This window comes from Veronia nyctiphanis, from assembly GCF_004116385.1.
Taxonomy (GTDB): Bacteria; Pseudomonadota; Gammaproteobacteria; order Enterobacterales; family Vibrionaceae; genus Veronia; species Veronia nyctiphanis.
The window spans coordinates 21,658-36,187 of record NZ_PEIB01000024.1; the positions used below are offsets into that span (position 1 = coordinate 21,658).

Below are 14,530 nucleotides of genomic sequence, written 5' to 3' on the forward strand. Positions count from 1 at the left end.
CTGCGATCTAGCTGGAGGTGTCTACAGCGCTTTCAGGATAAATTCACCGAGCCGGTAGAACGTCGGAGGTAGCCATGTATCCTGATATTATCTTATTAAACGGCACCGGAAGTTCGGGTAAGACAAGCTTAGCGAAAGCGCTGCAAGAACGTTTGCCCGTTCAGTATTTGAATTTCAGCATCGACAACATTTTATATGCATTGCCACCCTCTGACCTGCAGCGAATGATAGCTGGTGAGTCAATTGATCGGGAAGGATATGATTACGGTCAACTGACTACTGCATACCATCGTTCCATTGACGCCATTTTGCGTTCAGGCTGTAAACTCATTATCGACAATGCATGGGTCAATAAAGATGAACTGGATACGCTCGAAGAATTACTGTCTGGTTACGATATCGTGCGTGTGAAAGTGAAGTGCAACTTGGATGTTTGTATCGCTCGCGAACTTGCTCGCGGTGACCGTTCCATCGGGCTGGCTGAATGGGAGTATCCGTTAGTGCACAAGCACATGAGATACGATGTTGAGGTTGATACCAGCAAAATAACACCTGACGACGCAGCAATGTACTTACTCGACAAATTAACATTGCACCCTGTTTAGGCTCGACCTGTTTAGACTCGATAAGAAGCTATATAAAATTTCGTTTGAGGCAACTCAAGTGATCAATAAACGTCAGCATGAATCAAAATAGAGGACAAAACTCATGGCTAGGTTGATATTGGTATGTGGGCCAATTGGCGTTGGCAAAACGACATACTCACTCTCACTGTGCGAAGAGATAGGCGCAGTAAAGTTTTCGATAGATCCTTGGATGCAAACATTATTTGCCAAAGATATGGTGTCCCTTGATTTCACCTGGATGATGGAGAGGGTACAACGATGCTACGTACAGATATGGGAAGTTAGCACACAAATCCTCAAGCTTGATGGAAACGTTGTTTTAGATCTAGGCTTCACCAAAAAGTCGCAACGAGATTATTTTGTTGAAAAGGCATCAGAACTAGGTATTGAGGCAGAAATCCACTACCTCGATGCACCAATAGACGTTCGAAAGCAACGGGTAAACAAGCGAAACATCGATAAAAATCCAGAGCTTTACGCTTTTGAAGTCAACGACATGATGTTTAACTTTATGGAGCCAAAATTCGAAAGGCCGAGCGATATGGAGCTTAAAAATGGTCAAAGCATTGATACAGCTCAAAGTAATTAGGGTAAAAAACCTCTGAAATCTAAGCCCCTCTAATACTAAAATAGGGCTTCCGACAGCCATACTAAGAATTGCGATTAAGCATCAGTAAAGGAACAACAGTCGACTACACAAGTAGCCAAGACACCTGAAACCGCCTCACAATACTTCCGATTATCACAGGCCGACCCTTCATACTTGCACGACATTCCCCACTTATACACGAAATGTAGTCGGCTCGTGTAATGTCGTGTAATGGTGGGCTATTGAGTAGCAAGTTAGTATTTCAATCAAGTTATCGGGATGTCTGACTGGTTGAATGATTTATATGCTTAACGTTAAGACAAATTCATCTGCTTTAAACAAGCATCGAAAAGGCACTGTTTTGACTCATCGTATGAGTACAAAAGTCAGTCGCTCACACGGCAGTAGCGATGTGACGGAAAAGGCAAGAGATTTACTTTTGAACTTAAGCCGTGAGCTTTCTTTGAAGGGTTGTGATTTGTCAGATGTCATCAGAGTAAAAGTATACCTGTCAGACGAGTCAGACTTTTTCGAATTCGACAGAGCTTATGCAGAATTCTTTCACAACGGTAACAAGCTACAACCAGACCGATATGTCGTCTTCGGCGCAAATTTTCAGCCTTTCGACAACGAGTCTTTACTGGGTATTGAGCTAGTAACTAAGTTTGATGCTGATGCATTTGCCTTTTCGTAAGTAACGAAAATATGCAGGTTAAAGATACAATAAAATTATGATGCCAATGCGGCCTCTAAACTAAAGAATAAAGAAGGCGACGTAAACAAAACGAACAGCAGCCTTCGACGTGTTCCATCTTCACTTCTCATTTGCTACTTGCTCTGCACCTTATTGAGAAACCAACGTTTGCCCTCCCTCGGAGGGCTTTTTTTATTATAATCTTTGTTACTATTGTTATTTCAGTGAATCTAGAAAGTAATCTTTAAACTAGTTGCGACCTATAAGTTACCATGTAGCTTTATATAACCAATATCCGATGTAGTTTTTCAGACCTAAAGCATCGTCTTCGTTAAATAATTTCGCAATATGACTACACACATCTTCTTCAAGATTCAGATTATCAACGGAGATTTTTTGCAAGAATTCACTTTTATTGTCTGAGCGAAGAAAGTTACCCCTCTCTCCATCATTCAAAGCAAGATGCCATAATACTAACACAAGTGCTTTCTGTTGTTCCTCGGTCAGGGTTGGCGCTTCAGCATCAAAGATACCATCCGCTAAAATGAACGAAGGCTCTCTATTTACAGAGAAAACACATCGGTAGGCTACTTCGCCTAACGCTTTATTTACAAGAACTGATGCAACAGGTGAACCACTTATTTGAACAAGGTTATCAGCATAAGACTCTGTCATCGTTATTTTAGTTTTAACGATATGTAACGCTGAGTTTGGAACATAATATTCGTCACGTAATGTATCTCTACTATCTGGATTACGGACAAGCCTTCCATATAGGTCGTTTGTACGCTGCCTCAAGTCTGGCTGAGTTGCCTGTGCATATAACAGTTGCATACAACATAGATCATTAGCTAGTGAATTCATCTTATTTATCTCCGTTAATGATTTTTTTTACAGTGAACATGCCATCATACTTTGAGCGTTGATGGCAAGAAATACAGTTTCTCTCTTTACTTAAAACCTCTTTACTAGACTCTTCAAAATTAATGAAAGGCTCCATAGAAGTATTTCGAAAAGTGTTGTCAATAGTTCCATAAATATAGTCTGATGGCTTAATTTTCTTATCAGGCGTCATCCAAATGGAGTCTATCAATCTATAATTCTCTAGAGGACTTTTTTTCTCTAAATCGTTATATGCTGCAATCATCGTACATGTTGATTTATCGAGGTCTTTTGATAATGAAGCCTCCTCACATGTATTTGGGTCAAGATTTTCAATTTTTATACTTCTCAGCTCTGAAGGAAATGTTCTTATTATATTTGATGGTATATTGAACTTACTCTTGTTAAAGATACAATCTGTTGAAGTAGGATCTAGCACCTCACCATTAAAACAACTATCTATTTGCTCTTTACTAATGTTTTTATCAAATAAATCCCAATCATTTATTAAATATGATTGAATAAAGTCTTTCTTATTTACAACAGTAGGAGCGTTATATCGATATTCATATGTAGACCACGTCCAAGTAGACAAGTCATTATCTTTGGGAGATAAATCTCCGTTTGGATTAGACTTGTTGGCAACATGTAAACCAAGAAGGCCAACAAGTTCCATTTTACAGCTAGAATTCTCTCTAAAGATGCATGCTAAAGATGTATGATATTTTCTTTGTTCTTCCGGAGTAAGGTCTGTAATTAATCTCCAGGCAGCCTTTACAAGAATAGCACCCCGAACTTCTTGAGCATATGACACTCCGCTCTTACCAGTAGTAAAACCAACAAATTTTTTAGATTTTAAGTCCGTGACTGCAACACTATTATAATATACTTGGTAATATACTTCTGATTTACCACTAGTGACAATAGACTTATCAGATACGTTACTTTCTTCAGGGACATATATATCGTGTAAAAATTCAATATGTGAATTAAAAACACTTGTAGTCATAGGACTTAGGGAGTTTGCTAAAAAAGCAGCATTATTAATATCCACTTTAGTTAACTTTGGTCGAGTAATTGAATTGAGATCGTCTTTATTTCTCCAAGTTTGCCAAATAAGTATATCGAATTGGGCTGGTTTAATGTCAATATTTGGAGATTGGGATTCTAGATCTTTTACTGGCCAATTCAAAGCATAAAACTGCTTCAAAGCATAGTTTCTGACACCTGCTTGAGTCCCTGCAGAGCCAGCGAACATACCTCCGGAAAAACAATATGAAACTTCATCTAAGCTACTCTCGCACTTGTCCGAAGGCAGCTGATCTTGTGTGTTTCTTGATTGCTTATCTGACCCGATTGATACTTGAGTAAAAAGGATTAGATATATAGCAATAACAGATTTTACTATACGATTCACTCTAAAATTTACCTATTATTTACTTTATCAATGAAAAATTTCTCGCCTGTTTTACTGGATATCTTCCTTGCCTTTTCCATAGCAGACATTTCTTTGTCAGCACTATTTAACACCGAGTATGATTTTGCTAAAAATATATAATATAAAGGAAGGTTTGCTAGTGCACCAGAATCTTCATATAGCGATATTGCTTCTTCAATAAAAACTGTATCTTTCTGTACTCCAAGGCTTATCATACAGTATTGTTGCATAATTTTAGCAACAGTAGCCCAAAGAAATATATCACTCTCTTCTGCAAGATTTAATGCTTTATTTGCAAATTCTAAAGCTGTATCAAAGTCACCACAAATTATGTAAACCAAAGAAGAACGAGCAAGAGCATGAGATATTGAGAACGGGTTTCCTATATCTTTCGCCGTAGAAATAGCCTTTTGTGATAATTTAATTGCATCTATACTTCTCCCTTGAATAGCACATGTTAAAGCGTAATAGCTAATTTCTGCTATTGAGATATTATATGAATATCTTCGATTGAAAATAGGATCATTAGCGTCATTGATTTTATTATATGACTTCTCATATATTCTTTCAGCTTGCTTATACCTCCCAAGCCATAAGCTTGAGCCAGAAATAAGTGCACTCAAGGCTATGTTGTCAACATCATCTATATTTTCGATAGTGTTAAAGGCTTGCTCTGCTGTATTTATACTTTCTAGGAAATCACCAGTCACCATATAGTAAACACCAATCCCCCAAAGAATTCTTGGCAAGTCTGACTTATTTTCAATAGTTTTAGCTAATATTATTGCCCTACCATACCTATCTCTAACTTCATCATCGCCATAACCTTTCGTTGCTAAACATAGACTTGCCTGACCTAATTCAAGTGCTAGTTTCTCTGTTGCTTCAATAGTTACTGTAGGTATATTTAAAATAAATTCTGCTTTTGAAAAAGCTATTTCACAATGATGGTATTTACAATCTTCAAGACACTTCTGGCCTAACCTCGCCAAGTAATCAAATGCCTTAGAATACTGTTCAGCAAACTGAAGATGTAAGGATTTAGTTAATTTAAAATCAAATTCTAAGTTATCATCAATTGAATCTGCTATTTGAATATGTAGATTTTTTTTAGAAACCCTATCTATACTGTTATATACAGCATCTCTAACTAAAGCATGCTTAAATACATAACTAAAGTTATTAACTCGCCTCTGTTGAACGATTAAGTCATTAACAATTAGTTCAGTTAAGTCATTTTGAATCTGATTTTCACTCAAAGGAGAGGCAGAGACTAAAAGATCCAAATCAAACTCGCGACCAATAGTAGCGGCAAGTTGCGCAGTTTCTTTTGCGTGTCTCAATGAGTCAATTTTTTGCTGTAAGGACTCACGAAGACTTGTTGGTACTTGATCGAGTTTTTCAGCATTAACAAAATCAACGATGCCATTTTTCTCGTGTACTAATTCTTTTTGTTTCAACATACCCACAAGTTCTTCTATGAAAAGTGGTATACCATCGGTACGATTAATGAGGATATCTAGGACATTGTGGGCAACATCTTTTCCTTCGAATAACGTGAAGATAAAGCTCTCTGTTGCTTCTTTAGTGAGTTTTGTTAGGTAAACATCCTTAAGACGAACGTCTTTAAGTTGCTCTGGCACTTCGTTCCTCGAGGTCATTAATAACGCAAAGTTGTTATCTATACTCTCAGAAATATGTCTCAAGAACTCACGCGTCGAGCTGTCTGCCCAATGTATGTCCTCAACTATGCACAACTTCTGATCTTTCAGGTTGAACTGTTGTGACAAAAGCAAAGCGTTTAGTGTGGCAAAAAGCAATTCTTTTTGAGCTTCCGGCGGCAGCGCAGAAGGCTGCATCTCATCGGTTAGTTCTATATTTAACCAAACAAACAGAATGGGCAACGCTTGGTTAATATCGAGTTGATTTTCTTGTTTACAGAGAACGTCAGTGAATAGCTCTAATGCTCTAGTGCCATTCAAATTCGACGTGTTATGTAGGTTACGAACCAAGGTCAGTATCGGTATAACGCATTGTTTTGGTGTTCAGGGAGACACTGCGCCACCAGATGTTGGTAACTTGCTGCGTTCGCTCTGACTTCTTGCAGTAGGCGAGACTTACCAATACCTGCCTCACCATGAATATGAACCACTTTTTTGACGTCATTGGGCTTGTTGAGCAAAGAAACGACCGTTTCAAGCTCTTTCTCCCGGCCAATCAACTCATGGTGGTTTCTTGTGCCACGCATAAAGCCAAACGCTTCTATTAAGCGTTCACCCACCATCCTGAATACAGGTTCGGTTTGTATCGATAAACCCAGGTTAAGTTTGTCATGCGCTTTGAATTCAGTGTGTGGGTCTAATATTGCCTGTGCATCTGACGTGCAGAGAATCTGGTTTTGTTCCGCATATCGGGAGAGTGCCAGCGCAGCGTTGGCGACATGCCCTTCCGGTGTGCTGTCAACGTAAGTGGTAAATACGCCAGTATGCATACCCAAATGTACATTGAGCGAAGCACCATGCATGTCACGTGTTAATGCATTTCGCTTGGATAAATCACCAACAATATCAAGTGCGGTGCGTGCACAAAGGCGAGTATCATTGTCACTTGCTGTCGGGTATCCAAAATAGAACAGCGTTGTATCACCCAGACTGCAACGTAATATGCCCCAAAGCGCGTAGCCGTATCTAAGCAGTGTTCTCGGTGTGATTTACAGATGGTATCAAGTACATCAAGGTCACTGTCTCTCTCTTCCAACAATGACACACTAAATCGAACGGCGAGCACGGTGATTTGTTTACGTTCAGTGAATGACGTGTAATCAACATGATTGGGGTGGTCAGGCTCATCATCACGCAGAATGACGGTGGTATCTTCATGTGACGCAGGGCCTTTAAAGGTGCCGATTTGCCCCACCAAACTGGCCATATTCACATGGCTTAGTGCCTGATACGTTTCCTCTCCAGTAATCACACGCTCAGTCGGGCTCTTTTGCAACACACGGCGGAGTAACTCAGAGATTGGATGGCCAAGCAGAGCATTGGGCATCGGTACCTGTGTGTTACTCAATTGCTTGTGATACACCGAGGCAATACTGGAGCCAGTAATCACCGGCGTGCCCGTCAAGCACTCAAGGAACACAAGTCCCCATACGTAAAGGTCTGTGCTCTCTGTCGCTGGCTCCCCACGCAGTTGCTCTGGTGCACTGTAAGACGGCGTACCCAGTGTTTCCTGCGTCAGTGTCAGTGTGTTGAATTCACTATGGCGCGTCTCTTTCGTCAGCGTACCAATACCAAAATCGAGGATTTTGGCATGCAGCTTTGCTCCCCCCTGACTGAGCATTATGTTCGCAGGTTTGATATCGCGATGGATAACGCCATTTTTGTGCGCGTGGATAAGAGCATCCAACACTTGGCTCATAATGTCTTGCGCTTCAGGTGCTGACATCGCCCCGTTTGCGGCGAAATAGTCTCTCAGAGACTGACCATCAACGTACTCAAATACTCCGTAGAGCAGGTTTTCACCACAGTGGCCCTGATCAAGCAATCTGACGATATTTGGGTGATCAAGCTTGCTGCTTAACAATGTTTCTCGTTTGAAGCGATCTACATAACGGCGCTTCTGTGCTTCTTCACTGTGAGGGTCTAGCGCTAGGAATTTGATAGCCACCAGCTGACCGGTATTAATCTGTCGGGCTTTGAATACTTTACCAAACCCACCCTCGCCGATTTTTTCTAATAACTCATAGTGCGTCGAGTCGAACGTGTTCCTAATGTGGCTATCTGATGTTTGTCGAAAGTCCATAATCCGTGTCTTAATAAATGTGGTATCTAGTGGCGTCGTGTTATTACTTGGGTTGTTCTTCAACACCATTTTTGAATATGCTGATGCTGGTCGTATTTAGCCTCACATCACCGCTCTGCAGCTGAATCAACTCACAGGCATCTATACCGCCAAAGTTGACGGCGTCTCGTAAGCGAGTGCGCAAGCGATGAAGACGAATGCGGGTATTTTCAGGCTCTATGAGCAGCGACTTAGAGAGTTCATCCACATCCAACCAGCCACAATGAGCTTCACCGTAACCTGCAGCTGCATCTTTAAGTGCTTTTCTTGCAAGGCAAAGAAGTAGATAAAGTTGGTTCTGTAGTCGGGCACCCGCAATAGTGGTGCTGTTTTGTCCATCATCAATTCGCAGGCTTATTTTTTCTTCGTCGTCTGATACATCTAGACAGAAAGAAAGATCTTCAAGCGTTTTAACCATTGGTCGAATCTGTTGTGTCTGCTCATCAACCCGGTTGGCTTGCATTCTGTAGATTTGGTCGTTAATGCTTATTGTGTCACCATCTTTCAGATACCTTTCTGGCTCTTGCGACGCTCGCGTGTCGAACAACTTCCACAGCCCGTCTTGATGATGAATCTCTTGATGCTCTGAGAGCTTGGTGAACGGTTTTTCAAGGCATATTGGCTGGCGAGAGGTATTGATGTTAACCAACATATCGAGTGGCGCGTTGTCTGACGCCATGGTAAAGGCTTCGTAAGCACGTGATGCCAAAATTATTCGATCATCTTTTTTGATTTCGAACGGTTCGTCTTTAACGAGTTTTTTGTCGTTAACCCACGCACCGTTGGTGCTTTTGTCAAAGAGATACCATCGTTCGTCTTGCCATACGACGACAGCATGAATTCGAGAGACACCAGCGAGATTAAATAATGTATGGCAATCTGATGAGCGGCCGACGGTATGATACTGTCGAAGAAAAACGTTATTACCGTCTGAAGTTGTCAACAAACCACCTAGTTGTTGAGGTGGCGACATGGTATCAATCGTCATAATGTCTAATCCTTTAGACCAGATGCCTACGAGAACATATTTAGTACATTCTCTATACTGACCAAATCATCCAATAAAAAGGTATAACTAACATTACGATGCATGTTTTTATACTAAATCGAAGACATATCTTTAACTACCTCGCAAGAAATTGAATTTGTTTTCACTTTTTTCTCATCGAGAAATATCGACTTCAAAGTCAATATGAAATCATAGGGTTTCCATACAAAAAACTTGTCGTGACCTAAAGATTTAATGCATTCATATCTGGACATTTCGCATCAGATTTTATTCGTTAGATTGCAAAGTAAAAGTGAGCTTTTAGCGTTATATTGCTCCATTGATTCATGACAAAATTACTTTGTTTGACCACAAGAAAACCCGGCGAGATAGGTTTCATTTTTTGACATTTGTAACAGGAGAGTCTGGGTGAGAGGAAACAGCCAACACTTTTAGAAATGAATCAGATGTAAAAATAGGATGAAATGTAGGGCTTTTTACTCTATTATCCTGCCGCCTGAGCGCAAGCGTTTGCTTTACCTTGCATATTGCTTGCTCAAAGGCTCCAATCCGATATTTTTTCTATGGAGGGAGGCCTTAATGACCACACTTACAATCACTCGCCCTGACGACTGGCATGTTCACCTTCGCGATGGAGACGTACTCGCGGATACCGTTCGTGATATCAGCCGTTATAATGGTCGCGCCATTATCATGCCTAACACTGTCCCTCCGGTAACCAATGCAGAAATGGCGATCGCCTACCGTGATCGAATCATGACGCAAAAGCCTTCTTCACAATTCGAACCACTGATGGTGCTGTACCTCACTGATAACACCACACCTGATGAAATCAGAAAGGCCAAAGAGAGCGGCGCCGCTGTTGCTGCAAAACTCTACCCAGCCGGTGCAACCACAAACTCAGACTCTGGCGTTACATCAGCAAAGAATATCTACCCTGTACTTGAAGCCATGCAGGAAGTTGGTATGTTATTGCTAGTACACGGCGAAGTAACACATGGCGATGTTGATATCTTCGACCGTGAGAAAGAGTTTCTCGACTCTGTGCTCGCACCGATTGTGAATGATTTCCCTGATCTTAGAATCGTACTCGAGCACATAACAACAGCTGAAGCAGCGACCTTTGTTAAAAATGCCAATGAGAACGTCGCAGCAACGATTACCGCTCACCACCTAATGTATAACCGCAACCACATGCTGGCTGGCGGAATCAGACCTCATTATTATTGCCTGCCGATCCTCAAGCGTAATACTCATCAGAAAGCACTGGTTGAAGCAGCCACCAGCGGCAGCAAAAAGTTCTTCTTAGGAACCGATTCTGCACCCCACGCAAAAGGATGAAAGAAGCCGCATGCGGCTGTGCAGGCTCTTATACCGCCCATGCTGCACTTGAGCTTTATGCGGAAGTGTTTGAGGAAGCGGGTAAACTCGACCAACTTGAAGCCTTTGCCAGTCACAATGGCCCTGACTTCTATGGTTTACCTCGTAATTCAGATACTGTCACGCTGACAAAAGATGAATGGGCAGTACCGGAGACCATGCCATTTGGCTCTGACATTGTGGTGCCAATTCGTGCCGGTGAAACAGTAAGCTGGAAGGTTAAGTAGTCTTTTCGCAAAACCCTTGATTACCGTTTTAAGCCCGGAAATTTCCGGGCTTTTTGATACTTTATTTTCACTGTCCAACCCTCCCAGAAACCACTCAGATGACAGTGTATAATCTCGCCTTCAACTCCCTTCTAAGACAACAATATCGGAGACTTCTCTTGCTCAGTATTTTGATCACTCAATTTATTGTCCTTTGGGCGGTGATTGACCCTGTCGGTTCAGTGCCCGTTTATCTCTCACAAACCGAACACCTGAATGCTAAACAGCGTCGACTTGTCGCTTTGAAAGCCGTCGGCATCGCAGCGGGCGTGCTCTTATTTTTCCTTATCGCTGGACAGATATTATTAGAAGCGATGCAAATACCGCTGCCCGCTTTTCAGGCCGCTGGCGGATTGGTTCTTTTGCTCTTCGCACTTACGATGATCTTTGGTGAAAGTAAACCTGAGCAGGAAACCAAAATCTCCGAGGAAGTCAGTCACTCTGAACTGGCAGATCTTGCCGTGTATCCGCTGGCGATGCTTCAATCGCTTCGCCCGGCGCCATGATGGCCATTGTGATGTTGACAGACAACTCTCGTCACTCTCTGATTGACCAAAGTATTACCGCAGGCATTATGATTGTTGTACTGATGTGTACCTTGTTCTTATTGCTTGGCGCAACGCATATTTCAAAGCTGATTGGCAATGTGGGCGCAGCAATTATAAGTCGGGTGATGGGGCTAATTCTTGCTGCCGTTGCACTTAATAACCTGCTTATTGGTATAAGAGATTTTTACATCTAGGTACCCTATCAATTAAGGCCTCACGCCAAAATTTTACTCAGAACAAACAAGGCTGACGTAGCAGCCTTGTTTGATTTGCTTTCATTACCCCTTACCTATCGCTAATTTACTATCAAGTAACAACCTCATTCTCTCGTCGCTATTTTTCGACCAGCACCACAACAAAACACCGCTATATACATGTCGCTTTTGTTATTCTCGAATATCTTCATAGCGTACATATTGCTTCTTTGGAATGGATATATTCCTTATCTAGATAAGCGTCCATAAAATCTGCGTAAGTAAATTGACCACCGCTTTTGATAAAGGTAACTATGCACATTCCAGAAAAATGGAAAATAAAGTCTACAGACAAGATTCAATCATTTATTCATCAATATGGTTTTGCATCCGTCATTTCTTCTGATTTAGAAGCATCACATTTACCCTTGTTACTTAAAGCAGATGAAGGTGAGTTTGGGGTGTTGTATGGACATTTTTCCCGCGCTAATCCTCAATGGAGAAACATTGATAACACGGAGGTTTTGGTCATATTTTCAGGTCCGCACGCTTACATTTCACCGCAATGGTATGTAAACCAACCAGCAGTACCTACCTGGAATTATAGTGCGGTTCATGTCAAAGGTATCATTGAGCTGACAGATGAAAAGTCAACAGGTGAAATGCTCAGTAACTTGATAAGAAAATATGAGCCAGAATTGCTGATTGAGGATTTCATCCCGCAGGAATATAAAAACAAACTGAGCAAAGGCATTGTGGGCTTTAAAATTCGCATTACGTCAATGGAAGGAAAAGAAAAGCTTGGTCAGCACAGGTCACTCGTAGATCAACAAGGTGTTGTTGCGGGCCTTTCCCAATCAAACATCAACGACGCAATAAGCCTGCTGAAATATATGAAGGATGAAAACATTGGTACTGGAAAATAACCAGTCAATAAAGGAGAAATAAACTATGTTGTTCACCTTTCTTCTGGCGTTAACTCTCGCCTATGCTTTTCGCCTTAAAAAGTTGGAGAAACATATCGCTCAAAACCATTGTCAGGAATGGGCCCGAATTAGCAACCGTGAAGAAGGAATGGAAAGCGGTCTCCTCAGGTTCGTTTCGCTGAATGAGTCAATAAAGCGGGGCTACCTTCATCAGCAGGATGATGCTGAGATAAGGCTGTTTATTCGAATCGAGCGCTTCATGACTATCGCGGCAAGTGTTGCCATTATCAGCTATTTGGTGAGTTTGGTGCTCAAGTAATAAAGAGGGGGTTGGCATAAAAACAGAACACCCTCAAAGTAACATCAATGCTGACGATGAATGCCATAAACAGCATGATTGAGAATACGGTCGCCCACTTTCTCCTGATTGGTCAACACGCCTTCAAGCGTCATACCTAACCTCTCACAGACCGCTCGACTTGGCAGGTTTTCTTCTGCCGCTGAGATCTGGACCTTCTCAAGATCCAAAGTCTTAAAGGCATAATCAATCAGAAAACGGGTTGTGCGCGTGATGATTCCCTTACCCTGATATTTCTCAGCAAGCCAGTAGCCTATGACGGCCATTTTTGTATCTTGATTAATGGTGTTAAAACCAGTATTGCCGACAATCTCGCCCTTATACTTGATGGCGCAATTCATACTTATACCATCGGCATATTTATGGACTGATCCTTTAATAAAGCCCTCAAAATCCTCTTCTGTCTTACAGAATGCAGGCCAAGCAAGCCACTGAGATAAGTATGCGAAGTTTTCAAACGCCAACTCGGCATATCTTGCCGCAAACGTCTCATGAGGAAGGTAGAGGCTGATTTCTTCATCAACAGTTATTTTAAACATCAAGAACTCCTTTCTCTCGATTTACAATGACTTGGTTTACGCCCCGAATCGGTCACCATGGCTTGGCGGTGTGGACGTGACAGTAAAAATGACATCAGTGTCGTGGGTGTTTCTCATTTGATGGGGCACGCCAGCGGGAACGTGGAAACCATGCATGGGGCGAAGCTCGTACACGGTACCGTCAACCTCAAGGGATGCAGTGCCAGACAGTACGAAGAAAAATTGCTCGGCATGAGTATGATAATGCCTGACTTCTGACGCACCTGGCGGCACACGCTCTTGAATAACGCTGAGTGTGGGTGACTTTACTAGATGCCAGCCATCGCATGCTTCACCCCAGGTGTAATGCTCTGCATTGCTGACTGATTTTATCATTGCTATTCCTCACATTATCCCATCAGATTCGGCCAGCTCGTTGGGCGAAACATTCACTATCAATGACGACAGAGGATTTACAATCAAAAGCAAAGGATACTGCGGCAAAAAGCACAATCTGAAGAATATTTGATAAATAAAATTCGGGGTTTTATGTCTCTCCACTTTGTTCAGAGAGCCAGTAATTAGCCGCCTCTCTCATCGTTCTGCCTTTAGACTTTTTCATCCATGCCATGAAGTGCCGGTTAAACCGGAAATGATCCCCGCAGACTTCTTCAAAATAGCGACGGGCATTTTGTGTATTTTTATAAGTACTAGTGATAACAGTCTGATCATCTATTGGGTCTTTATGCCAATCAAAAGGGGTCATGCGTTTTCCTCTGTGCTGCGATTCTCTCTGTCGACTTCTCTCGCTAAAGCAATCAATTCAGTGACAAGAGGGAAAAGAGCGAGGTCTACCTCATGAATCGAGATAGTCTCGCTCTTTGAATAAAAGACTCTTTTGCTGTGAAGTGAACTAGCCTTCTTGCTTGGCTGATGGGCTTAGTTCAAGTTTCGGCGGCTTCATTTTTCTTGGGTCAAATTCCTTTGGCGCACGAACAAACGCTAAAAGAACTTCTCTTTGCGCTTCAGCGTCCATTTCTTCCGTGATGAAACCCTTCCGTTTAAGATAAGCAACGATTTTTTCTTCATTTTCAATCGGGGTCTGCGCGCTACCGTGCATCTCTTCACATGCTATCGACGCTCCGCTGAACGACATTACAGCCGAAATGAAAGAGGCAAGCACAACTTTTCTGAAAATTAACGAACTCTTAAAGTTCATGTTCCATCTCCCTCGATGCTGCTAGATACGAATACCATTT

Annotated in this window: 15 protein-coding genes and 2 pseudogenes; 7 read left to right on the plus strand and 10 right to left on the minus strand. The window is 41.9% G+C overall.

The features are described from left to right. Nucleotides 1–74 precede the first annotated feature (74 nt). From CS022_RS16775 to CS022_RS16785, 3 genes are all read left to right on the plus strand, one after another. Nucleotides 75–605 carry a chloramphenicol phosphotransferase CPT family protein gene (locus CS022_RS16775; RefSeq protein ID WP_129123245.1) on the plus strand — a complete coding sequence of 177 codons (531 nt, stop codon included), beginning with the start codon at nt 75–77 and terminating at the stop codon, nt 603–605. A gap of 103 nt (nt 606–708) precedes the next feature. Further along, the gene (locus CS022_RS16780; protein ID WP_129123246.1) at nt 709–1,215 is read left to right on the plus strand and encodes an AAA family ATPase; all 507 of its coding nucleotides are present in this window, start codon (nt 709–711) and stop codon (nt 1,213–1,215) included. A 373-nt stretch (nt 1,216–1,588) separates the two neighbouring features. Then, a complete protein-coding gene (locus CS022_RS16785) occupies nt 1,589–1,909 on the plus strand; it encodes a RidA family protein (RefSeq protein ID WP_161569657.1) in 321 nt (106 codons plus the stop codon). A 267-nt stretch (nt 1,910–2,176) separates the two neighbouring features. Here CS022_RS16785 and CS022_RS16790 read toward each other — a convergent pair whose 3' ends face one another. From CS022_RS16790 to CS022_RS16805, 6 genes are read right to left on the minus strand one after another with little or no spacing between them, the layout of a single operon-like run. Next, on the minus strand, nt 2,177–2,773 hold the full coding sequence (locus CS022_RS16790) for a hypothetical protein (RefSeq protein ID WP_129123248.1): 597 nt from the start codon (nt 2,771–2,773) through the stop codon (nt 2,177–2,179). Nucleotide 2,774: 1 nt separating this feature from the next. Next, nucleotides 2,775–4,208, minus strand: a complete 1,434-nt coding sequence (locus CS022_RS16795; RefSeq protein ID WP_129123249.1) for a hypothetical protein — start codon at nt 4,206–4,208, stop codon at nt 2,775–2,777. A gap of 8 nt (nt 4,209–4,216) precedes the next feature. Then, a complete protein-coding gene (locus tag CS022_RS25465; protein ID WP_201746308.1) occupies nt 4,217–6,211 on the minus strand; it encodes an ATP-binding protein in 1,995 nt (664 codons plus the stop codon). 32 nt (nt 6,212–6,243) lie between these two features. After that, on the minus strand, nt 6,244–6,753 hold the full coding sequence (locus CS022_RS25470; RefSeq protein ID WP_201746309.1) for an AAA family ATPase: 510 nt from the start codon (nt 6,751–6,753) through the stop codon (nt 6,244–6,246). Between the two features lie 8 nt (nt 6,754–6,761). Further along, nucleotides 6,762–8,033: a protein kinase domain-containing protein gene (locus tag CS022_RS25475; RefSeq protein WP_201746310.1), complete on the minus strand. Its 1,272-nt coding sequence runs from the start codon at nt 8,031–8,033 to the stop codon at nt 6,762–6,764. A gap of 43 nt (nt 8,034–8,076) precedes the next feature. Beyond that, nucleotides 8,077–9,060, minus strand: coding sequence for an FHA domain-containing protein (locus CS022_RS16805; RefSeq protein WP_129123250.1), 984 nt, complete (start codon nt 9,058–9,060; stop codon nt 8,077–8,079). A 600-nt stretch (nt 9,061–9,660) separates the two neighbouring features. Between CS022_RS16805 and pyrC the strand changes: the two are divergent. From pyrC to CS022_RS16825, 4 genes and pseudogenes are all read left to right on the plus strand, one after another. Further along, a pseudogene (pyrC, locus tag CS022_RS16810) lies at nt 9,661–10,688 on the plus strand (dihydroorotase). A gap of 158 nt (nt 10,689–10,846) precedes the next feature. Then, nucleotides 10,847–11,469, plus strand: a pseudogene (locus CS022_RS16815) (MarC family protein). Between the two features lie 314 nt (nt 11,470–11,783). Continuing rightward, nucleotides 11,784–12,395, plus strand: coding sequence for an FMN-binding negative transcriptional regulator (locus tag CS022_RS16820; RefSeq protein ID WP_129123251.1), 612 nt, complete (start codon nt 11,784–11,786; stop codon nt 12,393–12,395). 25 nt (nt 12,396–12,420) lie between these two features. Then, nucleotides 12,421–12,714 carry a hypothetical protein gene (locus tag CS022_RS16825; protein WP_129123252.1) on the plus strand — a complete coding sequence of 98 codons (294 nt, stop codon included), beginning with the start codon at nt 12,421–12,423 and terminating at the stop codon, nt 12,712–12,714. Nucleotides 12,715–12,758: 44 nt separating this feature from the next. On the opposite strand, the gene CS022_RS16830 is transcribed toward CS022_RS16825, so the two are convergent. The 4 genes from CS022_RS16830 to CS022_RS16845 all read right to left on the minus strand — a co-directional run bounded on the left by CS022_RS16830 (nt 12,759) and on the right by CS022_RS16845 (nt 14,490). Then, the gene (locus CS022_RS16830; RefSeq protein ID WP_129123253.1) at nt 12,759–13,292 is read right to left on the minus strand and encodes a GNAT family N-acetyltransferase; all 534 of its coding nucleotides are present in this window, start codon (nt 13,290–13,292) and stop codon (nt 12,759–12,761) included. 36 nt (nt 13,293–13,328) lie between these two features. Further along, a complete protein-coding gene (locus tag CS022_RS16835; protein ID WP_129123254.1) occupies nt 13,329–13,667 on the minus strand; it encodes a cupin domain-containing protein in 339 nt (112 codons plus the stop codon). Nucleotides 13,668–13,818: 151 nt separating this feature from the next. Next, complete coding sequence (locus tag CS022_RS16840; RefSeq protein WP_129123255.1) at nt 13,819–14,037, minus strand: DUF6434 domain-containing protein; 219 nt, start codon at nt 14,035–14,037, stop codon at nt 13,819–13,821. 147 nt (nt 14,038–14,184) lie between these two features. Further along, nucleotides 14,185–14,490 (minus strand): hypothetical protein, encoded by a 306-nt coding sequence (locus CS022_RS16845; RefSeq protein WP_129123256.1) that lies wholly within the window; start codon nt 14,488–14,490, stop codon nt 14,185–14,187. Nucleotides 14,491–14,530 lie beyond the last annotated feature (40 nt).